This window comes from Paraflavitalea speifideaquila (assembly GCF_032395985.1).
In the GTDB taxonomy this organism is placed as follows: Bacteria; Bacteroidota; Bacteroidia; order Chitinophagales; family Chitinophagaceae; genus Paraflavitalea; species Paraflavitalea speifideaquila.
In genome coordinates, this window is the sequence record NZ_CP135920.1 from 3,554,424 (window position 1) to 3,581,086 (window position 26,663).

General features: G+C 47.4%; 27 protein-coding genes. 7 read left to right on the top strand and 20 right to left on the bottom strand.

Annotation, left to right across the window (positions count from 1 at the left end; genetic code table 11):
• Positions 1 to 30: 30 nt before the first annotated feature.
• From RS881_RS24210 to RS881_RS24230, 5 genes are all read right to left on the bottom strand, one after another.
• A complete protein-coding gene (locus RS881_RS24210; RefSeq protein WP_315823443.1) occupies positions 31 to 639 on the bottom strand; it encodes a TetR/AcrR family transcriptional regulator in 609 nt (202 codons plus the stop codon).
• 155 nt (positions 640 to 794) lie between these two features.
• On the bottom strand, positions 795 to 1,160 hold the full coding sequence (locus RS881_RS24215) for an SDR family NAD(P)-dependent oxidoreductase (RefSeq protein WP_315823444.1): 366 nt from the start codon (positions 1,158 to 1,160) through the stop codon (positions 795 to 797).
• Positions 1,157 to 1,303, bottom strand: coding sequence for a hypothetical protein (locus tag RS881_RS24220; protein ID WP_315823445.1), 147 nt, complete (start codon positions 1,301 to 1,303; stop codon positions 1,157 to 1,159). Before RS881_RS24220 ends, RS881_RS24215 begins: the two co-directional genes overlap by 4 nt.
• 32 nt (positions 1,304 to 1,335) lie before the next feature.
• Positions 1,336 to 1,413 (bottom strand): hypothetical protein, encoded by a 78-nt coding sequence (locus RS881_RS24225; protein ID WP_315824597.1) that lies wholly within the window; start codon positions 1,411 to 1,413, stop codon positions 1,336 to 1,338.
• A 198-nt stretch (positions 1,414 to 1,611) separates the two neighbouring features.
• Positions 1,612 to 2,205, bottom strand: a complete 594-nt coding sequence (locus RS881_RS24230; protein ID WP_315823446.1) for an SDR family NAD(P)-dependent oxidoreductase — start codon at positions 2,203 to 2,205, stop codon at positions 1,612 to 1,614.
• A gap of 45 nt (positions 2,206 to 2,250) precedes the next feature.
• Between RS881_RS24230 and RS881_RS24235 the strand changes: the two genes are divergently transcribed.
• From RS881_RS24235 to RS881_RS24250, 4 genes are all read left to right on the top strand, one after another.
• Positions 2,251 to 2,331: a hypothetical protein gene (locus RS881_RS24235; RefSeq protein ID WP_315824598.1), complete on the top strand. Its 81-nt coding sequence runs from the start codon at positions 2,251 to 2,253 to the stop codon at positions 2,329 to 2,331.
• A gap of 104 nt (positions 2,332 to 2,435) precedes the next feature.
• The gene (locus RS881_RS24240) at positions 2,436 to 2,765 is read left to right on the top strand and encodes an NAD(P)-binding domain-containing protein (RefSeq protein WP_315823447.1); all 330 of its coding nucleotides are present in this window, start codon (positions 2,436 to 2,438) and stop codon (positions 2,763 to 2,765) included.
• A gap of 812 nt (positions 2,766 to 3,577) precedes the next feature.
• Positions 3,578 to 3,793, top strand: a complete 216-nt coding sequence (locus RS881_RS24245) for a hypothetical protein (RefSeq protein WP_315823448.1) — start codon at positions 3,578 to 3,580, stop codon at positions 3,791 to 3,793.
• The gene (locus tag RS881_RS24250; RefSeq protein WP_315823449.1) at positions 3,778 to 4,251 is read left to right on the top strand and encodes a Fic family protein; all 474 of its coding nucleotides are present in this window, start codon (positions 3,778 to 3,780) and stop codon (positions 4,249 to 4,251) included. Before RS881_RS24245 ends, RS881_RS24250 begins: the two co-directional genes overlap by 16 nt.
• A 145-nt stretch (positions 4,252 to 4,396) precedes the next feature.
• Here RS881_RS24250 and RS881_RS24255 read toward each other — a convergent pair whose 3' ends face one another.
• On the bottom strand, positions 4,397 to 4,798 hold the full coding sequence (locus RS881_RS24255; RefSeq protein ID WP_315823450.1) for a hypothetical protein: 402 nt from the start codon (positions 4,796 to 4,798) through the stop codon (positions 4,397 to 4,399).
• Positions 4,799 to 4,991: 193 nt separating this feature from the next.
• Positions 4,992 to 5,291, bottom strand: a complete 300-nt coding sequence (locus RS881_RS24260) for a hypothetical protein (RefSeq protein WP_315823451.1) — start codon at positions 5,289 to 5,291, stop codon at positions 4,992 to 4,994.
• A 293-nt stretch (positions 5,292 to 5,584) separates the two neighbouring features.
• Between RS881_RS24260 and RS881_RS24265 the strand changes: the two genes are divergently transcribed.
• The 3 genes from RS881_RS24265 to RS881_RS24275 all read left to right on the top strand — a co-directional run bounded on the left by RS881_RS24265 (position 5,585) and on the right by RS881_RS24275 (position 7,411).
• Positions 5,585 to 5,797 carry a TetR family transcriptional regulator C-terminal domain-containing protein gene (locus tag RS881_RS24265; protein ID WP_315823452.1) on the top strand — a complete coding sequence of 71 codons (213 nt, stop codon included), beginning with the start codon at positions 5,585 to 5,587 and terminating at the stop codon, positions 5,795 to 5,797.
• A gap of 151 nt (positions 5,798 to 5,948) precedes the next feature.
• Positions 5,949 to 6,935, top strand: coding sequence for an amino acid permease (locus RS881_RS24270; RefSeq protein ID WP_315823453.1), 987 nt, complete (start codon positions 5,949 to 5,951; stop codon positions 6,933 to 6,935).
• A gap of 32 nt (positions 6,936 to 6,967) precedes the next feature.
• A complete protein-coding gene (locus RS881_RS24275) occupies positions 6,968 to 7,411 on the top strand; it encodes an APC family permease (RefSeq protein ID WP_315824599.1) in 444 nt (147 codons plus the stop codon).
• 74 nt (positions 7,412 to 7,485) lie between these two features.
• On the opposite strand, the gene RS881_RS24280 is transcribed toward RS881_RS24275, so the two are convergent.
• From RS881_RS24280 to RS881_RS24340, 13 genes are all read right to left on the bottom strand, one after another.
• The gene (locus tag RS881_RS24280) at positions 7,486 to 8,262 is read right to left on the bottom strand and encodes a DUF4249 family protein (protein WP_315823454.1); all 777 of its coding nucleotides are present in this window, start codon (positions 8,260 to 8,262) and stop codon (positions 7,486 to 7,488) included.
• On the bottom strand, positions 8,204 to 9,607 hold the full coding sequence (locus tag RS881_RS24285) for a TonB-dependent receptor domain-containing protein (protein WP_315823455.1): 1,404 nt from the start codon (positions 9,605 to 9,607) through the stop codon (positions 8,204 to 8,206). The genes RS881_RS24280 and RS881_RS24285 overlap by 59 nt, the downstream gene beginning before the upstream one ends.
• Before the next feature lie 149 nt (positions 9,608 to 9,756).
• Positions 9,757 to 10,482, bottom strand: coding sequence for a carboxypeptidase regulatory-like domain-containing protein (locus RS881_RS24290; RefSeq protein WP_315823456.1), 726 nt, complete (start codon positions 10,480 to 10,482; stop codon positions 9,757 to 9,759).
• Positions 10,483 to 10,605: 123 nt separating this feature from the next.
• On the bottom strand, positions 10,606 to 11,214 hold the full coding sequence (locus RS881_RS24295) for a hypothetical protein (protein ID WP_315823457.1): 609 nt from the start codon (positions 11,212 to 11,214) through the stop codon (positions 10,606 to 10,608).
• Positions 11,215 to 11,509: 295 nt separating this feature from the next.
• Complete coding sequence (locus RS881_RS24300) at positions 11,510 to 12,043, bottom strand: hypothetical protein (RefSeq protein WP_315823458.1); 534 nt, start codon at positions 12,041 to 12,043, stop codon at positions 11,510 to 11,512.
• Positions 12,044 to 12,685: 642 nt separating this feature from the next.
• Positions 12,686 to 13,093 (bottom strand): T9SS type A sorting domain-containing protein, encoded by a 408-nt coding sequence (locus RS881_RS24305; RefSeq protein WP_315823459.1) that lies wholly within the window; start codon positions 13,091 to 13,093, stop codon positions 12,686 to 12,688.
• Positions 13,051 to 13,296 carry a hypothetical protein gene (locus tag RS881_RS24310; RefSeq protein ID WP_315823460.1) on the bottom strand — a complete coding sequence of 82 codons (246 nt, stop codon included), beginning with the start codon at positions 13,294 to 13,296 and terminating at the stop codon, positions 13,051 to 13,053. Before RS881_RS24310 ends, RS881_RS24305 begins: the two co-directional genes overlap by 43 nt.
• Positions 13,293 to 13,742 carry a hypothetical protein gene (locus RS881_RS24315; RefSeq protein WP_315823461.1) on the bottom strand — a complete coding sequence of 150 codons (450 nt, stop codon included), beginning with the start codon at positions 13,740 to 13,742 and terminating at the stop codon, positions 13,293 to 13,295. The genes RS881_RS24310 and RS881_RS24315 overlap by 4 nt, the downstream gene beginning before the upstream one ends.
• 13 nt (positions 13,743 to 13,755) lie before the next feature.
• Positions 13,756 to 14,874, bottom strand: a complete 1,119-nt coding sequence (locus tag RS881_RS24320; protein WP_315823462.1) for a PKD domain-containing protein — start codon at positions 14,872 to 14,874, stop codon at positions 13,756 to 13,758.
• Positions 14,871 to 24,365, bottom strand: a complete 9,495-nt coding sequence (locus tag RS881_RS24325) for an MBG domain-containing protein (protein WP_315823463.1) — start codon at positions 24,363 to 24,365, stop codon at positions 14,871 to 14,873. Before RS881_RS24325 ends, RS881_RS24320 begins: the two co-directional genes overlap by 4 nt.
• Positions 24,349 to 24,687, bottom strand: a complete 339-nt coding sequence (locus RS881_RS24330) for a hypothetical protein (RefSeq protein ID WP_315823464.1) — start codon at positions 24,685 to 24,687, stop codon at positions 24,349 to 24,351. The genes RS881_RS24325 and RS881_RS24330 overlap by 17 nt, the downstream gene beginning before the upstream one ends.
• A 512-nt stretch (positions 24,688 to 25,199) precedes the next feature.
• Positions 25,200 to 25,565: a hypothetical protein gene (locus RS881_RS24335; RefSeq protein WP_315823465.1), complete on the bottom strand. Its 366-nt coding sequence runs from the start codon at positions 25,563 to 25,565 to the stop codon at positions 25,200 to 25,202.
• Complete coding sequence (locus tag RS881_RS24340; RefSeq protein ID WP_315823466.1) at positions 25,529 to 26,272, bottom strand: hypothetical protein; 744 nt, start codon at positions 26,270 to 26,272, stop codon at positions 25,529 to 25,531. Before RS881_RS24340 ends, RS881_RS24335 begins: the two co-directional genes overlap by 37 nt.
• Positions 26,273 to 26,663 lie beyond the last annotated feature (391 nt).

The window sequence follows — 26,663 nt, forward strand, 5'->3', positions numbered from 1 at the left end:
ACACTGTTCAATAAATGGTTAAAAAAAAAGCTACCCTTTTTCAAGTAGCGTTACAAAACATTCATACCCGTGCTTCATCAGCTCGTCATTCGTTTTATTCACAAAATTCACCGTGCGGTCCTTACAGATTAAGGCACAAATACCATGAAGAGCTGACAGCAGCATGAACGTAAAATACTCAACATCCATTTTTTTAAACCTGCCTTTTTTTTGACATTCTTTAACCAGGTCCAGGAGATGATTGATAGCTTCCTGTGCAATTTGGAAGCCTCCAGCCTGAGGATTTTTGAAGGGTTCTTCTGCGATAAACATAAGGTTATAATAATCCTTATTGTCCTGCGCAAACTGGATAAATACCCGGCCAACAGCTTTTAATCGTTCAAAAGGATCGGCTACTTTATCTAATACTTTTAACTGGCCAAGCAGCAAACCGAACCCCTCCTTGTGAAGCTCATGAAAGATTTCGCTTTTGTCCTTAAAGTGAAAATAAATAATGCCGGCACTGTAACTTATCTCGGCTGCAATATTTCGCAGGCTGGTTTGTTCATACCCTTTTTCCAGGAAGATTTTGCGCGCACCGTTCAAAATGCGTTTACGCATTTCCTGCTTCTCTCTCTGTTTTCGTTCAACTATGCCCATCTGAGTAATAATAATGTAAAAATATAAATCGGCTGTTAAATATGCTTGTTTTTGCGTTTAGTAACTAACGCGATATCCCTGGGCTTATCTGCCCCATAATGTTTACGGCAGATTTCCGGCTGAGAAATTTGAAGCCAAAAAGCATCAATCTGTTTTTAGGCCTTGAACAACCCTGGGCTTTTTCTTTTGTGCAGCGCTTTGACTAGTTCATCAGCCACACCGCCTACAGAAGAAATAACAAATTTTGGGAAATCCTTTGTTCGACCGCCAGCATTTGAATGAAAGTCGGAATCCGCAGCACCAGGATTGAACCCCATCACAAAAACATCTTTATGTTTAAACTCATACCACAAAGATTCCGAAAAGTTAGCAACAAAACTTTTAGTTCCTGCATAAACCGCAGCCCCTGGCAGAGAAGAATGGGCGATTAGCGAACCAATATTTACAAGAGCACTTCCTGGCGAAGCCTTCTCTAAGAAGCTATAAGACAGGGTCACTAATGCATCCATATTTAACTTCATCGTATTAAGATGATCTTCCAGGGAATCCCGGCAAAGGGGCCATAAATACCCGCGCCTGCATTATTGATAAGCAAATCATACTGGTTAGTAGCCAAATGATCTTCCAGTGCATACAGATCTCGTTCTTTTGTCAGATCGGCCACAAAAATGCTGTGAACATCGCTGTTTAAACTTGCTAATGCTTTTTAAGCTTGTCCTCACTACGGGCAACCAGTGTGAGTTGGTAGTTTTGAGTGGCCAGGCGCTTGGCCACTTCAAACCCTATTCCTCCGCTGGCGCCTGTGATTAATGCTTTTTCATGATCTAAACCAATTTAATGTGATTTCAGGAGCAAAAATATTGAACACTGTTCAATAAAAAAATATTTTTGCCCTTTTTTGATTTGGATCATGAAAAAAATTGACAGCGTGTCAGTCTTCTGAACAAATGTGGGTGGCTCTAAACTGGTGACTTACAGGTAAGCATTAACATCGTTCCCTAACTTTTTTCTGTGGTTTATCCCCCAGTCTTTGAGCGAATAAATAATTGGCGTTAAAGTATCTGCGTATGGCTCTAGCTTGTAAGAGATCTTAACAGGATATTCATCCAACACAATTCGCTTTATCAATCTATGTTGTTCTAAGTCTTTGAGTTCCTTAGCCAGCACCTTGGGAGTGATCCCAGGTATACTTTCTTGTATGTCAGTAAAGCGATCATTGCCGACAGCGAAGCGCTTCATCGGAATAGGTTCCAGTGCGGCTGGATTATCAAAGAGATCAGCCGGCGCAATACCTGTTTTTACCCCACCCGGATGCACGGAATTAACCCTTATGTTCCGTGTTGCATACTCTAACGCTGCCATCTTAGTGAGGCCTGTTACGGAAAACTTGCTGCCCACGTAGGCTGCATTGGGTGAGCCGGGAGCTACCTGCAGGCCGGATACGGAGGAGATGTTTACTATAGATCCTTTACCTGCTTTCAGCATGGACGGTATCACCGTCTTCATCCCCAGAAAAGTACCATCTCCATTAATGGTCATTACTTTTTTGTATTCATTGTAGTCCAATTCAGCAACGTCCACCCGGGCGAGCCTAAAGAAATAGCCTACCTGGTGCTCTTTCTGGCTTCTGACGAAGCTTCGTACATAACCGCAGCGGAATACAAGATCGATGGTGGGATGACTGCGAAATAAATGAGATGATCTTTTAAAAAATAAACTATTCAGAAAATTAAATTTAGAAAAATGAGAATAGGAATAATTGGTACCGGTGCAATAGGCGGGACCATCGCAAAAAAATGGTTGCAGCAGGCCACGTTGTAAAGGTGTATAACGCTGACGAATTTGATAAATTGAAAAACCGCGCCCAGGAATTAGGTGCCTCACCTTCTACGCTAGATAATATCATGAAAGATGTTGATATAGTGATTATATCCGTCCCAACCACAGCGATTCCCAGTCTACCTAAAGAGTTGTTTGCCGACGCTCCGGAAAATGTTATTGTAGTTGATACATCAAATTACTATCCATTCCGTGACGGGGACATTGAAGAACTCCAAAATGGTAAAGTTGAAAGCGTGTGGGTAGCTGAACAAGTAGACCGCCCAGTTAGATACAGCAGAACTTAAACAAGCCCTTTCCGAAGGTGTAAAGGAAAATGCAGCCTATTTCAGGGATTTGGCCATATCTATGCTCATGGAACGTACAACACAACCATCTCATGAAGAAGTAGTGTTGTTTAACCGATCTTTGTTTCCAAAAATCCTAAAACGGCCTGACGCCAGTGGTGATTATTGTGGCCTATGGCTTTAACTAAAACGGTTCATTATTTCTGATTTGTGGATCACAGCCGTTAATACCGGCGAACATTTTTAATATTATTTATATAACTTTGAATGTGTCACAAAAGCCCAGGTGGAAAATTCGGTGCACCGGCCAGTAATGATGAGCCTAAAGCTTTGATAATAAATTGGATTGGGGATGGGTTATACTCCCTCTCTCCGCCCGCTCAATGCAAATTGTGCCACGGTTTTTAACCGGGGCATTTTTATGGCCTGGAGGCGATAGGAACTTGCTCCAAAGAGCCGGAATGGACATAAAAATGGCACGAGCAGTCCGGTAACCATTTGCTTTGAGATGAGGCCTCCATAAAGGAATCACTAGAGCAAAGTGGAGGCAATCCATTTCTCTACTACAAATTCTGAGAATCAACAGATTATCGGACTTTTTTTGTTTGCCAGTATGGTAATGCCTCCAGGTTCCATATTTTTGATTTTATAACCGGGCGTTCAACCGGGCCACAAAGGGAACAACAATTGATGTAGGTAATAAACCTACAAATAATACCAATCGATCTTTTTTGGGCAATATATGAAGATGGTTTCCGAAGAAGTATTGTTGATTGCATTTAATGAACTGAAAGATGCGCCGCTTTCTACAGATGGGTTTAGTTTTTTATACTTCTGTAGCTTCTGTATACTCCAGCAAAATAGAGGGCGAATCCATCGAACTGGACTCCTATATAAAACATAAACGGTTCCACATTGAATTTCAGCCAGATTATACCTGCAAAATAGACGACCTGTACCTCGCTTATCAATTTGCTTCAGAAAAACGCCCGGAAAAGAAACAATTGCTGAAATGCGTCGCCTATTAGCAAGGCATATTGTAACTACAAATCGGCTGGGCAAATTCAGGAATCAAAATATGTATGTAACGACAAAAGACGGACGCATTGAATATGTAGCTTCGTCTCCTTTTGAAGTTGCCGCCGAGATGGATAAACTATTTGCTGACCTTGAAATATTGTTGACAAGCGAATTAATGATACTGGAAACATTCTTTTTTGCCAGCATGCTTCATCTTGTTTTCGTAAAAATACACCCCTGGAATGATGGTAATGGGCGTAGTGCCCGCTTATTAGAAAAATGGTTTCTTGCCCGGAAATTGGGAGAAAAGGCATGGTTTGTTCAGTCTGAAAAATATTACTATTCAAATCATGAAACCTACTACAATAACATAAGGGCATTAGGATTGGAATACCCTTCCCTGGATTATGCAAACGCCTTACCATTTTTATTAATGCTGCCAAAGTCTGTGACAGAGCAGGAATAACCTGAAAAGGATATCTTAAAATGCAAATTTATCCCGGATTACTCAGAACCATATCTATTCCTCCAGTTATGAAAAGTGTGCATCCTATGCCATGCGCGGCATAAAAAAGTTTTAATCTGGATGCTTGCTCAGTATGGGAAGATGCCTAATCAGGTAAAGCGAAACTTTTTATTTTTTGCAATAACTCCTTACTACATGAAACAGTAGAATCTTTCTCAATTTGAACTTTGTTACCCAAAGAATATAGGTATAGCTCTCCTTCAGGTATCGATGAAGAAAGTAGGCCCTGAAACCATATTCTACTCTTCTTGCCCGTATCAAAAATAAAATATATGTTTTCCAATTTTGCTTCCCTTAATTTATTCAATTTGTTGGAGTCAGTAAGTCGAAAGCTTAAATCATCCATGATCTTTATATCTCCCGAATAAATAGAAACAGTATCATTTTGCTTTGTAACGAATTGAATAATTTCCTTGTTTATTTTATTTTGAGCATTTATTTCAAAAAATAATAATAAACAAATTGATGATAGAATTATTTGTTTCATAGTTATCGCTTTTTTTATTGAGAACATTACTAAGAGCCATCACTGTCGGGAGGGAGTCGAATCCCATTAGCTTCTGACCATCTCACTGTGCCTGTACTATCTTCAAAATTGTCCGGCACATTGGCTTGATTCTCACGACAACCTAAAAGGTGAAGAATTATCATGCCTGATAATAAAATTATATTAACCTTATTCATTTATAATAATTTGAAGGCTGGGGATCGACAGCAGGGTTACGCATTTTTAACACGTTTCCATAATTGTCAGCACCGCCCCCATTGTAATTTTTACTGGCATCTTCCCAGGTTGCTCCTCCTGTCCAGGTTGTATTACTGCCTATTATATTACCCCTATTATCCCTTATATAGGAAGTTGTAAGTCCCTTTAGAAACAGGAGTCGAATGCCAGCTCTTATGCGCTGAATCGGAGTAGCACCTTTGCCTCTTTCCAATCCGTTGATTTGATAGATACTATACTCAACATTTGCCTGCATAATGTATTATCATTTAGCCACGGTTTCCTCATGAACAATAGCGTTAGGTTTGAATTGTTAGGTATGATCACTATCAGGAACATCGTATTTTGCTGTTCTATCATGAAGAAATGAATAATACTTTAAACAGCAAAGGACAAACCCTTAAGTGTGCATTTTTGGCAGGTAACTGTGTTGTTTTGAGGGATAAGTGTGCGGCATTTCAGGCAGTTTTTGTCATTTCGAACTCAATTTAAAGGGAGGATATTTTGTCCATCTGAAAGATGTCATTCCTGGCTGTCGGCGCCTAAGTATTGCCTTGGCGGGGTAGTATTCCTCTAGGCATTGCCCGCCGGGAAATAAAAGCGGATACGAATCCGGCAGAGGTAGCAGTTATCCTGATCTCATTAATAGAAGGCGCCTTTATGCAGGCCAAAGTAACCGGCAGAACGGCAGAACTAAAAATTGCCATGGACTACCTGGAAAAAAATGATAACCGGTTTGAAGGCCTGATTTTTTTACACTAATATTATACCGACCGGTATATTCCAAAGCACCAAACGGATATAATACACAGCACCATGCTAACAGAATAGCAGACCGGCCTGATCGCCTTATATCCTTTCTGCCTTATGCTACTGCTTTTAACTGCCTCAATAAATAACCAAAACCTGCATCATGAATTTTGCCAGGCTATTACGGAAGAAGCCGCTGAAGGCCTACCAGGATGATATTAAGACCAGTCAACTGACGAGAACCTTAGGTAAATGGGAATTAACCGCCATCGGTGTAGGCGCCGTAATTGGCGGTGGTATTTTTGTGTTGACGGGCGTGGCAGCCAATCAATATGCCGGACCAGCCCTGGCCTTATCTTTTGTACTGGCAGGCATGGGCTGCCTGTTTGCCGCCTTTTGTTATGCCGAATTTGCCAGTATACTACCCGTATCGGGTTCGGCTTATGCCTACTCTTACGGAACGATCGGTGAATTCTTCGCCTGGTTTATCGGCTGGAACCTGATCCTGGAATATATGATGGGAGCTACCACCGTAGCGGTCAGTTGGTCGAAATACTTTGTAAAGCTGCTGCACTTATCGGGCGTCAATAATTTACCGCCCTGGCTACTGAATGATCCCATTACGGCCCGGGAAGAAGCATTGAAATTGGGCATGGAGGCCCCGGCCTTCTCTATCAACCTGCCTGCAGCACTGATCGTTTGGGTGGTTACCTATATCCTCGTCAAGGGCATCAAAGAGTCAGCCAAAACAAACAATATCATTGTTTCCCTGAAGGTAGCGGCGGTGTTATTCGTCGTAATAGTAGGAGTATCATATATCAATCCGGCCAACTGGCAGCCTTTTATCCCCAATAAAGTGGTGGATAGTGCCGGCGTAAGTCATTATGGTCTTTCGGGTGTGCTCACCGCTGCCGGTATTGTATTTTTTGCTTTCATTGGGTTTGATGCCGTATCCACCCAATCGCAGGAAGCGGTAAACCCGGTAAAAGACATTCCCTTTGCCATCATCACTTCCTTGATCATCTGTACCGCCCTATACATCCTGGTGTCCCTCACGCTTACAGGCATGACGCATTATACGCAGTTGGATATGGGCGCGCCAGTCGCTTCGGCCTTTAGTTCGGTGGGACTTAACTGGGCATCCTCTTAATCACCATCGCCGCGGTAATTGGATTGATCTCGGTGATGCTGGTCATGCTGCTGTCGCAAACCAGGATCTTCTTAAATATGTCGAAAGACGGATTGTTGCCACCAAAGCTATTCGCCACCATTCACCCGCGTTTTAAAACACCCTGGAAAAGCACGATCCTATTGGGCGCCATTGCCTCGCTGATAGCCGCCGTTACGCCTATTGAAAAAGCCACCAAAATGACCAGTATCGGTACGCTCTTTGCCTTTGCCATGATCTGTGCAGCTGTGCTGGTACTCCGGAAAAAGCAACCCAACCTGCATAGGCCCTTCAAGGTAAAATACCTTCCGCTGGTGGCCGGTTTGGGGCTGGGCTTTAATATCTTGCTGATGTTTAGTTTGGATGGGGCAACCTGGTTGAGGTTGTTGGTATGGAGCATAGTAGGCATTGCCGTTTATTTCCTATATAGCGCTAAGCATAGTAAACTGAATAAATAGCGGGGAGTTGGTGTATGCCCGGGCGGGTAGGGTGGAGCCACCACTTCAAAGTTTCAGTCATCGCTACCGGAGCTTTACCGAAACTTTGTCAACCGTATAATAGGTAAAATGCCAATACCGCCATTGACATTGGACTTGATGTCCTCGGGATTCAACAGGGGGTCAATAAAGGCACTATAGGCATTATCTACTGAATTCAAATAGTCGTAATATTCCTTTTGCAGGTGAAACAACCTCACCACAACTGAATCTGCATCGACTTTATAGTTAGCCAAAGGCATCACACAGGTTGCGTTGCTACTTTGGCTTTGATCATATAACAAAGATTTAGTAAGACTGACCTTGCCCTGCTTGTAATTGGCAACGGCCAGTTTGAAATACTTTGATGCATCATTCACTAAGTCATGACGTACGACTATATTGTCATCGTTCAGCTCAACCTTTTTAATTTCGACCGGACTAATGATCTTCGTTGATGCCTGCACCGTTCTTCCATCTTTTAAAACCACAGTAAGATTAAAAAACGAATGAGCTCCAGCCTTTAAGGTGTCCGGACATCCATAGTTTACAACAATACGCCTGTCAGTCTTCTTGTACAGGATATTTCGCGCAACCATGGTACCTGTATCTGTATTTATTTTAACCTGGGCGTTCCAAATGGCCAATATCACAAGATCATCCTTCAATGAGTTACTCTCGGTTAAAGTAAGTTCCGCCGGGTAATCCGGTGTTAAATAGCCTTCTACCACAACACTTCTTGGATTTTCAGGTATTTGTACATCTATATCAGATTTATGGCAACCTGGCATAAGGAAGGTGAAAATGGGCAATAATAGGAGGAGATGCTTCATGCTTGTTAGAATTCGGTCTGTATTGAAAAAAAGGCACCAAGGGGAGGATTGATTTTGTCTTCGCCTGCAAATACCGCTCACCATTCTCCCTTTTCCTGGTGACAAAATAAATGAAGTAAGGATTTTGGTAGGAGTACGTATTGTATATGCCAGCGGTCCAGGAGCACCTGATAGCCTTTAGACTAAACGTATGTTTTATGGATACATCCATCCGATGACTCAATGGCATTCTGTAATTATTTCTTTCTGTATAAACAGGAATAGCCTGCAATCCTCCGTTATCCACGTCAGCATTTTGGTGCAGATACAAACCCGTAGGCATGGTAATCACGCTTCCACTCTGTACATATTGTGATAAAGAAAAGGTCCACCGGGGTTTAAACTGCCAAAACAACGAAAAGTCGGCTTTATGCCGGATATCGTAGGGCAATGAATACGTTTTACCATCATTAATACCGGGGAAGCGGCAGGTAGATTTGCCATAGGTGTAATGCCCCTCCAGTTGTAATTTACTGCTGGTATAATAAACATTTAACTCAATACCACGTGACGCTCCGGAACCCTGTGCCGTTTTAAAATCAAGGGAAGAGAAATAATTCTTGTCCAAAAATTCAATTTGATTCGGTAGAAGGATATAATAGAATGAAATACTCCCTTTTATTTTTCTGCTAAGCACCCTGCTATACGTTGAAGTGAAGTGCCAGGCATCTTCCGGTGGTGCATTCTGAACGGTAGGATACCAGATATTGATGGGTAACTGTACGCCCGTTGGAACATACAGATGCGCGTACTGTAATTGCCTGCTAATGTTTAATGAAATGCCTTGCCTATACTTGCTGTAAATGATGTTTAACGTGGGCACGATGGCGCTAAAATGCCTGTCAGAAGAATAGCGATTGACACTTGCGCCCAGTCTTAGCTGAAGCCGATGGGTCACAGTTATATTGCTAAAAAGGTAACCTCCCCAATAATTCGCAGGCTTGCTAATTGAAATACGTTGTTGGGTACTGTCTGTATCGTTAAGTGTTAAAGAGGTCATATTTAATTGATAACCTTTCACAAACATCCCATAATCAATAGAAACACTTTTTGAAGCCACCCAATGCATATCGGCTGTTACGCCAGATTCACGAATCTCATTTTTAAGCTGGCGGCCAATACTTTTGTAGGAAGCATCCGCCTTGTACCTGGATGTTCCTGCATGTATGGTAAGGTTCAGCTTGCCGGATAGTTGATAATGCCAGTTGAGGCCAATAGTCAGGTTCTCCCACCTTGCCTTGAGATTAAGCTGCGCATCATCCATATTTAACTTGTCGCCGGAACTGAGTGTATTTATTTTAAACAAACCAGCCTTGCTTTTGAAAATGACAGTATTATTCCAGTCATAGAAGCTATATAAAGGCAACGGCGAATAACTATTATTGTCTTTATTGAAACTGTTGTACGTTTTGGATATAAGGTCAAAATAGGACCGCCTGATATGGCTGATAATGGCTAATTTGTTTTTACCAATGGGACCTGCACCCCTAACTTAGAAGTCAGTATGCCCAATTCAGCTTTTACATGCACGCTATCCGGAACTTTATCCATTGTTTCCAGTAAAAGATAAGAACCCAGGAAACCGTTGTATTTCGGATGCACATTGTCTTTTACCAATTGAATCTTATCAAATGCATCTGCATTTAAAGGGGGATAGATCCCCAGCAAGTGGTTGCCACTGAAAGTGTTGATGCCATCAAGCAAAATGGCCGTGTTGCCCGAATTTAATCCTCGAACAAACAGGCCACTGTTAACTTCGGTAGTATGAATAATGCCCGCTTGTTGTTGCAAGGCCTCGTAAATATTTGCTTCGCCCAGGGCGCTTCCTTTCCGGACTATATCATCATGGCTTAGTTCAATATTGGCAGTAGGGGAGAGAGGTTTTCCGGAAATGATGGTAACCCCCGTAAGTGTATCCTGCTTGAATTGCAGCGACACCTGAAAGCTGGTGTCTTTTGTAAGAGTAAATATAGTTTCATAAGGAACAAAGGACAGATGGGAAATGACGAGCCGGTAGGCTTCCCTGGGCAGGGAAGGAAAAGAAAAGCGACCCAGGCTGTCTGTCAGCACCTGGTATCGTTTTGTGCCAGTTAATTCGACGGTAGCATGTTGTGCAGGCTGTTGTTCATAATCAACGCGGCCGGAAATAGTTACCTGGGCCTTCACGCAGAAAATGCTCAACAGAAGTAGAATAAGTAAAGTACTGGTGCGCATGTTGCTCTTCACTGGCCAAAAATCAATATAAAACTGCCGTAAACGGTGCTGTTCGTTTACGGCAGTTGACGTTGAAGTCGGCCCAGGATATTAATTGGGTCTTGTAATATAGCTGGCAGTCAGTTCAATGCGGACACTGCCGCCGTCATCTTCAGCTGTGGCAGCATTACCAATAATGGTTTGAGGATAACCGAACGTATTAAAATCTTTATACTCAATAGAACCAAAAGTAACACTATTGGCATAAGCAATCCGTTTGGGTGCATTTGCCGGATTGTAAGCGCCTAAGCCTGGGAACAGTGATCCGAATGTATTGCCAAAGAAGTTTTTGTAGTTCGTGTATTCCAGGGTAGCAAACAAATACAAACCTGCTGGCCGGGGGTTGCCAGGCTCATAGGGATTGGAGGGATTCCCCCAAGGGTCAAACGGACCATAGCCATAAGAATACAAGGTGCTTTGGTAAGTATATATTTTAACAGGATTTCCCTTTACGTCAAACTCGGCCTTCATCATTTCGGTAGTGGTACCTCCTTCCAATTGCTTTACGGAAGCTAATTGACCAGTGGCATTGTATTCGTAATTCAATGTCCGGGTGGCCACGTTATTCCTGTATTCAATTGCCTGCGATACTTTTTTGGCAGCATTATAGGTAAAAGTAATAGAGCGCTGCTCAGCGGCATTCGCTACTTTGCTGATCAAACCATCTGCGTTTGTTTCAATTGCGTAAACAACTGTAGACTTAAGATCTCCGGGGTTCCATTCGTTTGTTTTTACATATTTGTTATATGCCGGATACCAAAAACTGGTAGAGCCAGACACCGTAATCGGACTATTAGATACAGCATAAGATATAGTTGCACTAAAATTTACAAAATGAACGTCGCCTGGCAAAGCAGTGGGAAGTTTGACAACACCTGTGTATTTATAATAAATGAAGTTGCTTCCACTTTGATAATTATACACGTATAATGTGTACAATCCATCAGTCTCTGCTTCAGCAAAAAAATGCTCCTTTATTAGTGGCGTAAGTTACCTGTACTCCGTTGACGGGGTTCAGGTAGGTAGAATTATAAGCTATTTCCTTCCTTGTTGCAAATACCTTCTCTGTCGCACCGGAAAGCCTGCCTGCCGTATAGCTTTTAACAACTTCCCTGGATTTTCTGATCTGACCGTCCACAATTTCACTTGATTTGGCTGTAATGGCATCAAAGGTGGTAGGATCGTAGGTCATTTCCAGGTAAGGTGCGGCGCCTGCAAAAAGAGAAGCAATTAGCTGCTTGCCATTTGTATCGGAAAGCAAGACTGCAGACAGGGAGCCATCTGTGCCCGTAACGATTTGAAAAGAAGATTCATTGCCATTGGTAAGTTTGATCTTTAAAATGCCTGTCGTCTCATCATACGTGATAGAAGCGATGCCAACACCATCCTGACCGTTGGTGCCTGATGGGCCGGCCGGGCCAGTGTCTCCTTTAATTCCTTTGGGAATAGGCGTGACTACTTTCTCTCCCGTATTATAGATTATAGTCATATTGGTGCCGTCAAATGTAATCGCGGCAACCGTTTTCCCTTTTCAAGTGCCTCCAGCCTTTGTTTAAGTTCCGAAATCTCGTCGCTATTGGAGTCCTTCTTGCAACCAAACAGGATGCTGCTAAGGGCGAGCGACAAAAAGAAAGCTTTCTTTGTCATCTTTATTTTTTGGTGGTTTAAAACAGGACATTACATGAAAGAGATTTTACATACACAGCAACATGCTCACTTTGAATGGGTTGCGAATGTAGACAATAAATAATTACAAACCAATACATGCATCGTGTATACAACAGCGTTCTTTCTATTTTATTGCTTCGCCTACGGGTTAATAAGGCAAGATCTTTAAGGTTTTGCAATATTAACCGAACAAAGGGAGACGAAAGTACGGGAACCCGTATCTGGCATAAGGAAAGCTGGTCTGTATGGATAAATTGGGGCGGAGTCAGCAGTATAAAACATTTATCAGGATACTGGATTTGATGGAGAGGATGCCTATACTTTTCATGATGGCAATCTAAGCGGGTAGCAATTCAATGACAGCGAATGATTACCAGGAATACACTGGAATGAAAAATGGTTGGATAAGACCTTCTCACCGGAATGTCTTATCCAACCATTCAAATACCCACCACCAAATCCTCTACTGCTTCACAAATGTCTTCACGCCCAATACCGTTTTGCCGTCCTCCACAGACAGGTAATACTGCCCCTGCATCAACGTTACCACGTTCAACGTGGTCTTTCGGCCCGCACTAAGGCGGTAGTCCTTCAATAGCACCACGCGTCCCTGCCCATCCGTGATCTTCAGCAATACCTGGCTGGCCGCAATACTTCCCTCAAAGGTTAGCTGCAACTCCTTGTCCACCGGGTTGGGCCATAGCCTGATGGCATGACTCCCTTGTTCGCCCAGCGTCACCATCCGGATATCCGAATACCGGAATTGCTCATTGATGTCTATTTGCTTCAGGCGGTAATAATACTTTATCCCACCCACTACATCCCGGTCTATCCATTCATAAGTACCCCCACCCGTGCCCTTGCTGGCCACATACCCCAGCTTTTGAAGCTCGCAGGATTACCCTGCTCCGCACGTTCGATCTCAAACCCCTTTGCATTCAATTCCTCGTCGGTAACCCATTGCAACTGGATAAACGATTGTTTGGCTTGCGCATCAAAACGCGTAAGGTGGACCGGTAATGGCACCAGCGTAGCACTGCCCATGACAGCTGGTGAGAAATCGGCCAGGCTCACCCCAAAATTGGGTTCGGTGGTAGGTCAAATCCAACCGCCGCTATTTCAAAAGTGCCCACACCACTACCCGTCATGGTATTGCGTACCGACAATAGCTCTATCCAGCTGTTCAAGGTCCAGTTGGCCGGGAAAAGAAAAGGCGTTTGGTCTGCATAAAAAGCCTGGTAATGATAAGCCCCCTGCGTTTTGCGCAGGCCCGATTTGGCGATATGGTAATCCGTAGAGAGGGTGCTCACAAGGTCTACATTATAACTGGCCAGCCAGCGCAGGCCAAATACCAGGTCCGTTACATAATCGGCTGTAGTGGGTGGCGCCCCTGCGGTGATCCGCATTTCCACGCCTACCACACCACCGCCTTTGTTCACCGCCCTGATTTCGTAGGTCTGGGCCGGCACCCTGAGTGCCGACGCCAGTACCAGGCTTATTAAGAATAATTTATTGCGCATTATTTGTTATTGATCAGTTGGGTAATTGTTGTGTGATCGTTCTGTTGGGCGTAGGCAATCCTACCACACCCAGTATTACATTCTTATCATTCACCGCGCCATTGTATTTCACCGCGCCGTCCATATTCACATCCGTACGGTGATACAGCGTCAGTACATTGTTGCCCGTGCTCATACCTACCTGAGCCAGCACCGCATTCTTATCGTTGTTGCTGCCGTTGTAGCTCACCACGCCATCGCCATTCGCATCGCCCGCCCACAGCACCATCACACCGCCCTGGTTGTTGCGCGCATCCGTACCCCAGGTGGCCGTAGCCGGTGAGCTGAAGTCGATCCCCGTAGCCATGGCCGTGTTGAGGGCCACCGGCGCAGCCGTCATCACACCCAGGTGATTGCGGTGACGCACTGCGATATAATAATTGCCATTCGGCATATTATTGAAGTATACAGGCGAGCTGCCATCCAGGTCTACGATGCTGCCATCTCGCAGCAGGAGAGCCGATCTGGCTGCCACTACCTGCGTAGGATCAGCAGGGTTGCGCAGCTCCAGCCATATCCAGTCTACCAGCGCTGTATTGCCCGTGATCGCCAGGCGCCCAAGCGGTATGTTGGCGGCCGGTGTACCTACACCCGTAAATCCAAGAGCAGGGTAGGGATCGGTTAACGGTATCAGCGTTTTTGCACGCAAACTGTCCACCATCAGTCCCTGCGCCGCTACATAAGGCCCTTGCAGGAAGGCTTTCGCCGAAACGATCAGCCCGGCCGGCGCACTGCCCACGATCACCTTCACCACATCCGTAGTAAACAGGTGCCCGTCACTCACGATCAGCAGCAGGTCAAAGCGCTTGCCCTGGTCCGCCGCACTCACCGCAAAGCTGGGATTGGCAATCGTGGAATCACTCAATGTAATGCCTTCCGGCGCTATCCACTTGTAGGTCAGTACATCTCCATCAGGATCAGTAGAGGTCGATCCGCTTAGCTGCACCGTAGCGGGGGCCGTTACGTTGATATCATCACCAGCCTTCGCCACAGGCGCCCGGTTGGTCGACAATACCGTCCATGATACCCTTACCAGGCTATTTCCATACTGCCCGCTGCTGTATTTGCTAAATGGTCTTGCATTGAATGTCAACTCGTAAGTACCCGGCGTAAGACCCCTGTGCGAATGCCCGATACATTGTATACCGTATCATTCAACGCAGTAATGATCAATCCTGGCGCGGATACCGCACCACCATTCAGCGTGAGGTGCATCGCCGTATCCAGTCCCGCAGCGCTCAACAACCTGGTAGCAAATTTCAGCGCGATCGTATCCACCTGCCGCGTCAGTATGGCGCCGCCTGCAAACTGCCATTGAGCAGTCAGCGGCACAGGGTCTACATACAATTGCACCATAGCCGTATCAATACCTCCATTTGCTCCGGTAGCAGTTACCCGTATGCCCGTATTACCACCATTTTGCAAGGTGACCGGTACGCTCACATTACCTGCTGCTACATTCGCTTCCGTACCCAGTACCACAGCACCACCCAGGTCTGTTTGTTCAATGGTCACCTGCGAGGCATCTGCATTCAGGGCAAAGAATACCCGCAGGGTATCACCCGATGTAATGCCATCCGTATTGGAGAAGCCTGCATCAGGCGTTACCCGTAGGTTGCTGATGGTGATCAGTGCCGACCGGTTCACCGTCCAGGTCACCGTTTGTGTGCCCGTTCCAAAATTACCCAACGCATCTTTCACCAACCCCATATTGATGCTGAATGTATAATTGCCATCCGGGTAAGTAACCATGCCAAAGTTGCCCCCTGTCCAGTGTCGCAGGTCCGTATTCGACAACTGCGAAATATTCAGCGGCTGCACGGCGCCATTCCAGGTCAGGCTCACCGCTGCCGTATTGAAGCCCACTACGTTCTCATCAAACTCAATAGTAACAAAGGGTACATGCTGCCCATCCAGGCCACCCGCAGGCAGTGTTGCAAGTTTCACCAGCGTCGGACCGGCATTGTCTACCGTCAGTGTGATCGACTGCGTCGCCACACCCGCCACATGACTGGCCGATTGTATATTCGGCAGGTCTACCGTCAGCACATACGCACCCGGAGTTGTCAGGATACTGCCAAGGCCCGATAGGTAGAACAATTTATGATCAGCCCGCACACTATCGATCACCACACTGCCGCTTTGCAGCACACCATTCTTAGTAATGGTGAAGCGCGCCGGCGTCACCGTAGCCACATCCACCGGCAGGTTAAAGAGTACATTCAGTGTATCGAAGGTGGCCGCAGTAAAGCCCGGCGGGATAGTCAGGAAGGCTTCCACCGCCGGCACATTCAGGAACTGCGTCCAGGTCACTTGTTTGCCGCTCTCACCCTTCGTGCCATACAGATCAGCGATCTCCGCCGCCTGTGCCGTAAAGCTATAGAAGCCATTGCCAGTGGTCACACCAGAAAGGTCTACCTTATAAGTCACCGAATCGATCTTCGTGATCACCACACTATTGTCAATAATATTCGGTCCGCCCTGGAAGGTCAATGTCAGGTCTTCCTTCGTAAAGCTGGCCGCGTCAATAGTTTTATTGAAGACCACCACCAGCTCTTTCACTTGTGTAGCAGATACCTGTGCAGGAGCCCCATTAATGCTCACAATAGCAGGTATTACCGTGCTCTTCGGTTTCCACACTATCGTATAAGTCACCGCAGCCTGCGTAGAGAACGTATCGACAAAGTGGAATTTGTTTTCATACACCGGGGCCCTGCTCACCGGTAAGGTCACAAACGTCAGCCAGGCATTGTTGAGCGGTATCACCAGCCCATCGCTTCGCGTTACACTTTCCAGTTCATACAATTTATTACCCGGATCATCCAGTTTGATATAATTCCAGCCCGCCACAGAAGGCGTTACCGTAAGTACATTCGTAAAGCTGGGACCAGATACAGGCGTATTGAAACTACCCGAAGCCGCCGGACTCACCTTGGCCGTCCTATTGCCTTGTGAGAAGTACAGGATATCCGGCTCATCATTCACATCAAACAGATCATTCACCAGGAAGTCCGTAATGCCATCATCCAGGCTGCCATACGCTTTCACACTCCTCGTCAGTTCATGCAGCTTTATACCTTTCACCAGGCTCAGTTCGGGATTGCCAAAACTGTTCGCATGAACCACATTCGCTTCATAGCTTACAAATTTGCCCAGTAAGGAGCTCGTAAAGTACCACTGGCCAATCTTTGTAGAGAGCGCTGGTACCGTACCAAAGTTGATATCCGTTACCCCCAGGTTCCTGGGTTGCCCTTGCAGGCTGGTGCCTATCAGGTTGAAATTAATGGCCAGGCCTTTCTCATTCTCAATGATCTTCGGCTGCGCAGAAGAGATCATCATATTCACCGCAGGTCCATAACCCTGGTTCTCTACCATCACTGCCAGCTCCGCAGGCACCGATGGTTCAATAGCAGGATCAGTCAGCGGATCATCACCCAGTATATTTCGTTGCATAAAGTAATGCAGCATCAGGTTCGGACTTGGGTTCACCGTCAGCGGCACCTTCGAAAGCGGCATATCCACCATTCCCTTCACATAAGGATCCCAATACCGCACCGTACCGCTAAAATTGTACACCTTGGGCACTGTAGGCGCTGCACCAGGCTCTGGTATGAAGAGAAATTTCACACTGCCTTTTTGTTGAGAAGCGATATTACCCGTACCCGTTACATTAGCCAGGTTCGTGAGACTCTTTGTTTGTATCTCAAAATGACCATTGCCCGGTACGCCATTCTCATCAGTGATCTGGAGCGTCACACTCAATGAGTCCATCGCATCCGTTGGGTGACCGTTAAAGATCTCCAGCGTGCCTTCAAAAGCTTCCCGCGTCATCGTCAGCGTTTGGCTGAACTGTACTTTCACAGAAGCACATACCGTTTGTTTGCTTTGCTCTTCCAGTATCCGGTCAAGATCAGCACGTACATGCAGATACATATCATCGATCGACTCATAACCTCTGTCAATAGAAGTATTGTGCGCATCCACCAAAGAATCCGAATAACTCTTCACCTTCATCCAGTTGATAATATCAGGGTATTGCGCATTGGGTGTCAGTATACCCTGACTGCGTGCATACAGAGAAGTATTCCAACGAGCAAAGAAGGCTTGCAATAAAGCAGGAGAGATATCATAGCCCGTCATCGCCGCCAGGATCGTGGCCTGTTTGTCGGGACGGATAGAATCCAGGTTCGTCAAATTGCTACCCAACAGCGGCTTCAGATCGCGCCAGGCGTCATTATGAAGAATATCTCCCAAATACAACTCTGACCAACTTTCACGCAATTCATAGGCATGCATCGCAAAATCAATATCATCCCTGATCTGCAGGAATACCGCATTCAGTTCATCGGCTGTGCTGCGTGCACCTGTCTTATTCATCATGCGGTTGCTGCCTACATCTGTATTCAGACAACTGGTAATAGCCTCTTTTATGCTCATCGGGCATTTGATCCAGTCAGGAGTTGGATCTGGTGAAAAACAGTCGATATAATCGATCAGGTCACCATGTACCAGTTTCGTTTTTGCGATACAGGTGATGATGCCTCCCACGCCGCCATCCGGCACGCCGCAGTCAAAGGCCGCATCGATCATATCGAGTATACACTTCATGCAGCTCGACTTCTCATCCGTATAAGCAGGCGTATTCCCTGTGCCACCGCCACCACCCGGCAGTTCACAATACAGGCAGGGAATATTGAAATAAAGCCCATTGCCCCCATAGGGCAGGCTGCCGCCACCAACCAGTGGATCGGTACCACCTCCGGGAGGTCCGGAACAGGTACGGCCCGTATAGTTGATCAGCGTACCTACTTTTTGCCATAGGCCCGTAGACAGTTCACACTTGTACACATACAGCACAAACGTATAGTCCGAACAGGTAGCGCCACCACTGCTGCCACGCGCACTCAGCCCCAGGGATGCCAGCGAAGTACCCATTTTGCCGCCAGGCAATGGCACCCCGCGCCGCTTCATGATCACCGGTATCTGGATGCTTTGCTGCGCCGCCAGCGTACCCGCCACATAGTTCGTTACAAATTCATATTCCACATCCTGCGTAGGCAGGTTCAACTGTACATTCTCAGCCGCAATCAGACCATGGTTCGTCAGCGTTACATTGAACGCATAGGTTTCAGTACCCGATAAGGCCGGCATATCCTTTGGCATATCGATCGTCACCACCGGCATTGGCACATTCGTTTCAAACTGCGTCACCAGCGTCACATCATATTGGTCCTGGATCGCCGTAGGCTCTACCGTCCAGCTGAACGTGATCGCCTGGTAATTCAGGAACACACTGGTGGCTGTCGTATCACCAGGATTAACAGTGATCGTACCATTATAAGGCAAATGCTTCTCTTTCTCTACCACAATGCGGTGCTTGCCCTCAGGGATATTGCCCGCAGCAAATACACCCAAAGCATCCGTGTTGCCTTCTGCATAGATAGCACCCGTAAAATAATTCTTGATCTGTACATGCGCGCCGCTCACCTTCGGAGCATCTGCCGCATAGAACGTGAATTGGTTCGTCACGGTTACTTTCACCGCACCTTTCGATTCTGCCTTCTTCTCAAAGCTGAAAGGCACACTAAAGCTGTTGCCATTCTGCGCACTGATGCCAATACTGCCCGTAATGGGATAGTTGAATGGCACTTCAGGCAGGGCCTTGAACTTCAGCACCACGATGGTCGTATCACCTGCACCAATAGCGGACAGGGAGAGCGGTGTTACACTACTCAGCCAGTTCACCTGGGGAAGGTTAATATTGATAGCGCCTGTGCTACCCGCGCCCTTATTGACGAGCATCAGCGTAGCCAGGCGTTCGCCAACGCTTTGCGATACCGTTACATCGATCTTCGTCATATCCGATACCAGGTGCGCCTGCAGCGCCTGACAGAAGTAGAACACACTACTCACAGGCTGTACAATGCCTTCTGTGGCCACTGCCTGTAAATTGACCGCCTCAAAATAATTACCGGCAGTTAAAGCCTTACCGATGACTGTATAATGCAGGTCAGCACTGGCATTGCCCGCCAGCAGGGTGATCGTATCATAACGGATCACCGCACCATTGGGTAGGCTCAACGCCTTTAGCGTAAAGTTGGCCAGGCTCTTATTGCTCAGGTTCTTTACCGGCAGGTTGCCGCGCAGGGTATCATTCAAAAATACTTTGTATTGTACCGGATTATTGTTGTTGATCAGCACGCCCAGGATATCAAAATTATCCTGCTCTGCCGTAGCACCCAGGCCAGGGAAGCCCACGCCAACAATATAATGGCCTGCCTCATTGGCCAGCGGTGCAAACTGGGTGGTATAATGACCGGCTGCATCTGTAGTAGCACTCAGTTCACGGCGCAGTCCGTTGGTGATCACATATACTTCTACTTTGGTATTCGCAGCCACAGCGCCATTCGTCTTCGTGGCCACACCCGTTACTGGAACATTCACGCCTTTAAAGAAATAAGCGCCATCCACCACAGCCGTAGCCGTATAATCAGGGCTCACCACCACAGTCACCGGTTGGGAAGTATTGTTGGTTGTCAACAACTCTTCCATATCCTGGTCGGGGTTCACCTCGTAGATCAGTTTCCAGTTGCCTGGTAGGTTGGGCATCTGCACCGCATTCACCACCTGGGCACTTTGGCCTGCAGGTATCGAAGCTGTGATGATGTCTTCCGATACCAGCGTATCGGCCAGGTCAAACACATTGTCTTTTGACAGGTATCCGCGCACCTTGATGCCGCCCGGAGCCGTGGAGAAACCGGTATTTGTCACCGTCAACTGATAATTGAAGATGCTCATGGCTTGCACCGTTGCATTGGTGAGTTTCGCCAGCGGCACTTGCAGATCGGGCTTGTTACGGTCCGATACCATTACCCACACCGAGCCCGTAGCAAATCCATTGGCCGTAGCATGGAAATATACCTGCTGGTTGCCATCCGCCACATTATCATTGATCGTTGTCACTTGTACATCTACATAAGCCTGCCCGGCGGCGATCACCACCGATGGTGGTACCGTTGCCTCATTCGTATTCGATGAGGTCAGGTTCACCAGCATACCAGCCGTAGTAGCCGTATTGCGCGTCACTCTTATCGTACCCGCATTGCTCAGTCCCTCCGGCAATGTCAGCACCGGGGCGGTCAATGTCAAAGTATTTCCGTCATTATCACTGATCGTAATATTCGTAGATACAGAACCTGCCGTTGTAGGCGGTGCACTGCAACCGCAACTGTTCACAAACACAGCCGCCGTAATAGCTACCACCCGCTCACCATCAGCCAGCGTATTATCAATAACACCTACATTAAAGGTCTTTTCATTTTCATTGGCCGCCAGGGAGATCGAATTGGGCAGCACAAGTGTATTGGACAGGCTTGCAGACAGGTTCACCGTAAAGGCTGCAGTGGTGCTGCCTGCTGTACGGCGCAAAGTAGCCTTCGTGGCATAAGCGCCCGCCCCTTCAGCAATAGAGTTACTAAGCAACACCAGTTCCAGGTTGGGCAGGTCATCATCCTGCACCGTGATAGTTCCACTCGCTGCTGTATGACTGGCTGCACCGGCATTGATATTCACAGGTACCCCGATCTCCGGTATATTGTCCTGCGCCAGCGTCACCGCCACATCCACAAACAAAGCACCGGCAGGAATGATCACAGATGCCGGTACCGGGAAGCGTGCCTGGTTGTCCGAAGTCAGGAATACCGTCAGCTGAGTTGCAGCAACCAGGTTCGTATTCACACGGAAGGTCGCCGTATTGCCTTCCATAATAGTGGCAGGCAGGTTCGTGATCGTCAGGCTCGCCTGGTCATTATCCAGCACCTGTAGTTGTACTTTCCCTGCTCCATAGCCCGCTGCAGTAGCTTGTATACTATCATTCAAATTGCCATCCAGCGCTGCATTGTCAGGCGCCGCCACAGTAAATGTGGTGCCTGCCTGTCCGGCAGGTATCGTCACCGTAGCCGGTAAGGTAAACCGTGTAGGGTTCGATACCGCCAGGTTCACCGTCAGCGCGGCATTAATAGCACCCGTTCTCTTCACAGAAGCCGTTACCCCAGGGCCGCCCTCCGTCAGTTGATTGGAAGAAAGTTCCAGGCTCAGCAGTTTGCTGGTGCTCCACGGTGTAGCCTGTACCCCCGTATTATTCGCCGTAGCGCCGGGTGTTTCATTTACAGTGGCCCCTGGTATCAGTTCCACCACAAATACACCCTGCGCACCAATATCAAACAAAGCAGGGATGGTCACCGCTGCACTGCGGTTCACCGATCCACCCGCAGCCAGCACCGCTGCATTCGTATAATTTACCGATTGTATTAATGTTCTGTTCTGACCAGCGGCCGATTGCAGGTAAATACGCTCTGTCCAGTCGGAAGGTGAACTGCCCGTACCAATATTATCCACCCGCCAGTTGATCGTCACCACATCATTAGGACCAACAGTAGTGGCGGGAGAACCAACAGCCAGTACCGCCAGGTCAGGTGTTTGCACCACCGCAAAAGTATCCGTCACCTCCGCAGCAGCCAGCCAATTACCGTTACCCGCCTGGTTCACTTTTACCACCACAGTACCTGCATTTACAATCGTGATCGTATCGCCCGATAGGGTGGCAATACCCGCAGGGTTCGTCACCAGGGCCAGGCTCACCGGCAAGCCAGAAGAAGCATTCACCGTTAGTTTGAACGGCGCACTGCCCACCGTCTTATCCGGCGTAGCCGCCAGTGAAATGGTTTGCGTAGCTTTTTGTATCGTACAATCTGCACTATCCTTACCGGCATAATTGGCATGACTAATAGTGGCCACTACCTTGTACGTGCCCGCATTCACAGGAGCACCGGGCACACCATTGAAGGTCAGGCTCACCGGTAATCCCGCAGGGTTCGTTGTTATAGCTGGCGTTCTCCCTGTGCCGTTGTATACCTGCACCAGGTTGCTGAAGCTCAGCGTGGCAGCGATCGGTGTTACCACAATGCTGATCTGCGTGGTAGCCTCATTATAATTCTCATTGCCCGCCTGGAATGCCCGCACCACAATAGTGCCCGCACCGTTGATCACCAGCGTATCCTGTTTCAATACTCCCGGACCACTCAATACCGTATAAGTAATGGGCAGCCCCGAAGTGGTAGTCGCCTGCAGCACCACTTCACCACTGCTGCCATACACAATATCCGGTACAGCAGGGAAAGTTATGGTCTGGTTCTGCCGCTCACCTACGAATACCACCGGGTTCGATTGCGTACCCGCACCACAACTATTCGTATAACTTACCGTATAACTGCCCTCATCCGGTGCATTCAGCGTACTGCCTGTAGCTCCATTGATAGCCCCGCCATTTTTGTACCACTGGTAGCCCGTAGCACTGTCTGCCGGTGTATAGGCCGGCGTGCTCAGCGTACGCCCGCTCGTATTGACCACCGGTTTCGTTTGTGGCGCACGCCCAAATACAAATACATTCAGGTTCACAGAAGCACTGCCACAGCTATTCGATACAGTAAGGCTCAATACATGCTGCCCGCCTGCTGTCCAATGCGCCACAGCCGTACCAGCCGTGGTATCCAGCGTAGCGCCTCCATCCACCGTCCACACATATTTGTACTCAGACCCGCTGATATTATTGGCTGTATAAGTTTGATTGCCCATACAGCTATTCGCAGCACCATTGATACTGAAATTCGCCGGCGTACGCACAATGCGCAGGGCCGTAGTATTGGCGCCACTCGTATCATTGGGCGAATTGGCGATCACCCGGATGCGATAGGCCGCTCCCGCACTGGCATTGGCAGGGATTACCGCGTCGATCGTATCCGATTCATGCCCCGCAAGCGTGCCGATATTAACAGGATTGCCAAAGTTGCCATTCACATCCGACAACTGCGCCGTAAAAATATTATTGCTACCAAAAGGCGCATTCACTGCAAAAGGAACAGCCACAGGGCCGCCCGCACACAGCGTTCCGGTAATGCTGCCAATGGTAATGATAAGTTCAGTAGGAGGATCTACCTTGAAGCTGCCCAGGTTGGTCAAGCTCCACGCGCCTTTCGCATCGATGGCACGCAGGTAGAGTAAATGATTGCCGACAGACACCGTGGCCATGTCGAGCGCAAAGCTGATATTGTTGAGGTCAATGCCCGGCGTTACCGGTACATTCGTACCCTGACCAAAACCAGGGTCCGCATCCACAAAATATTCCAGCTTCACAATATTGGAAGTCGTGCTACCGCCAGGCACCACAGCATCTTTGTAGAAACTTCGGTTATTCGTAATAGCCCATTTGCCATTCGCATCTTTAAAACGTGTATAAATGCGGTGAAATCCCGCAGTAAGTGTGCTCACATCCGCTGTAAAAGCGATCGTCGTCAGATCAGTACCCGGTGTCACCGGGATATTGATACCACTGCCAAAGCCCGGGTCTCCATCAAAATAATATTCCCCCTGCACCACATTGGGCAGGGCGCCGGCTGGACCTGCCAGGTTCTCTTTATAGAAGGTCCGGGTATTGGTATGCCCCCAGGTGCCATCCGCATTTTTAAAGCGTACATACAAACGGTGAAAACCGGCCCCATAGCCGGTAATATCAAAAGCAAAAGACATATTCGTAAGGTCCGGGCCAGGCGTCAGGGAAGCGCCGTACCCCCGCCAAAGCCAGGGTCAGCATCCACAAAATACTCGCCGCCCACAATACTCGATAGGGGACCATTGGCAGTGGTGAAGTCTTCTTTATAAAAGTGCGCACGCCCGTCAGCGACCAGCCACCCTTGGTCACCGGCGTTCCGTTTTCAGTGACCTGGTAAGGCGGAATAAACCCCCGCGTATACAGGCGGTGAAACCCCGCCGTCAAAGCGTTGATGTTTACCTGGAAACTCGCCGTTACATCCATGCCCGGTGTCACCAGCACCGTAGTGCCCTTGCCCATCCCGGGGTCCGTATCCATAAAATATTCAACCCTGGTCACCGATTGCGCCTGGACATCCGTCCACACGCACAAGCCCAGGATGAAAATGGCAATGGTATATTTATACGCCTGTTGTAAAAGGTTCGCATATAGATTGTTGGTCAGAAGGGACCCGTTTTACGGGTTATCAATTGAATGGCAGGCCCCCAGGGAGGGCATTACCATCCGTATCTAAGTCAGTAAACAAATGTCAGAGTTCATCCCGCTCCGCGGGACTGAGCTTGTCGAAGCCGGTTAAAGGCTTTTCTTTCGGACTTCCGGACTATAAAGGCTTTTCTTCCGGCTTCCGGACTTTCCGGCTTCCGAACTACAAAGGCTTTTCTTCCGGACTTCCGGACTTTCCGGCTTCCGAACTACAAAGGCTTTTCTTCCGGACTTCCGGACTTTCCGACTTCCGGACTATAAAGGCTTTTCTTTCGGACTTCCGGACTTTCCGACTTCCGGACTATAAAGGAAGCCTCTCGTTGCCTTTCTTAATTCCCCGCAGATTTCACTTTCACCTTTACGTCAATAGGATCCGTATTGCTGCCGATCGGTTGTACCTCAAAAGAGTAGATAGCCGGCATTGGCGGCATACCAGCCAGGATATAACTATTCTGACCGCTGTACATACCACAGTCAATAGGATTTTGTGCAGTACTGCCATAGCCCGCGCCAATTGCCAACGATCCTGCTTTCAGTTTCCACTGACCTTCATTCGTAACGCCCGTGCCCGCACCTACAAATACATTGGTCATGACCACATTCTCCTGGTTACCATTGGTCGATCCAAACTGTGTACCACTCCCGATATTGTTAGAGCTCAGGTTGCCCGTGCCTTCAAATTGTCCGTTGACCATGATATTGTTGGCAAAATTGCTGTTATAGGCAACCACTTTGCCACGACGAAATATATTGTTCTGTACCAGGATGATCGCACTGGCGTGCGCTGCAAGGCAAATACTGGTGGTTGCATCGCCTCCCAGGATTCGAAAGCAATGAAATTATTGGTGATCAGCACACCGGTGGAGGCAGCGTTTACTGCTATCTTCACACCATAGTTCTGGGAAATGATCACGTTGTTGGCAGGGATACCACTGTTGTTGCTATGGTAATAGAGGTTGATCGTGCCGATAGAATAGTCGGGCGTAGCGCCATTGGGAGCAGAAAATTTATTGCGGCGGATAATGATATCATCGGTAAATATAACAATGCCACTGCCCAGGAAATCGATCCCCATGATCACCGATCCTTCCGACCCCATATTATAGGTAACCCCACCCACCTTACCTGAATGCAGCAGTGCCTGGCTATTGGGATATTCATCGAGGAAATAACCCGGCCCCAGTACGATGAGCTTTTTATTAAAGGTTGCGCCACCATATGAATTAGGAGAGCCTTCAATGTGTAGCGTATCACCCCCTGCGGCGCCATTATGAGCGCTCTGCAGATCAGTAAAATCGGCGGCCACACCAGGGTTGTTATTCACCCGCCAGATCTTTGCGAGACTTTGTTGACTGTTCAGTAAAAGGCACAGCAGTGCCAATAGAGTAGTTGCTCTTTTCATACATGAAAAAGTGAAGGTTAAATAAAATGGACTTTAGAAAATTGGTTGTTGTTCCGATGGTACTTTATAGGAGAGGACTTCCAATAGGGCAGGAGCAGGGAACTCCGCATCTCATACACCTCCTTTTCTACAGGCTGCAATATAGGCCGACGAACTGGAACGGCATATCCTACTTTTAGAGGATATTTTGAAAAACGCAAAAATTACCAGTTAGTGGTATATATAAGCCCCGGTAACTCAATTCAACCTTGTAAAATTTCTACCAGCCGCCTCCGGCATATCCTCACCGGGCAAGGCTACCTTAAAAACAGGGGGAGCGACTACTGGGATCCAGGTATTTTTCAGGTACCTGTTCAACAGTATTTTTGCGGCATTGGTACTACACACGAAA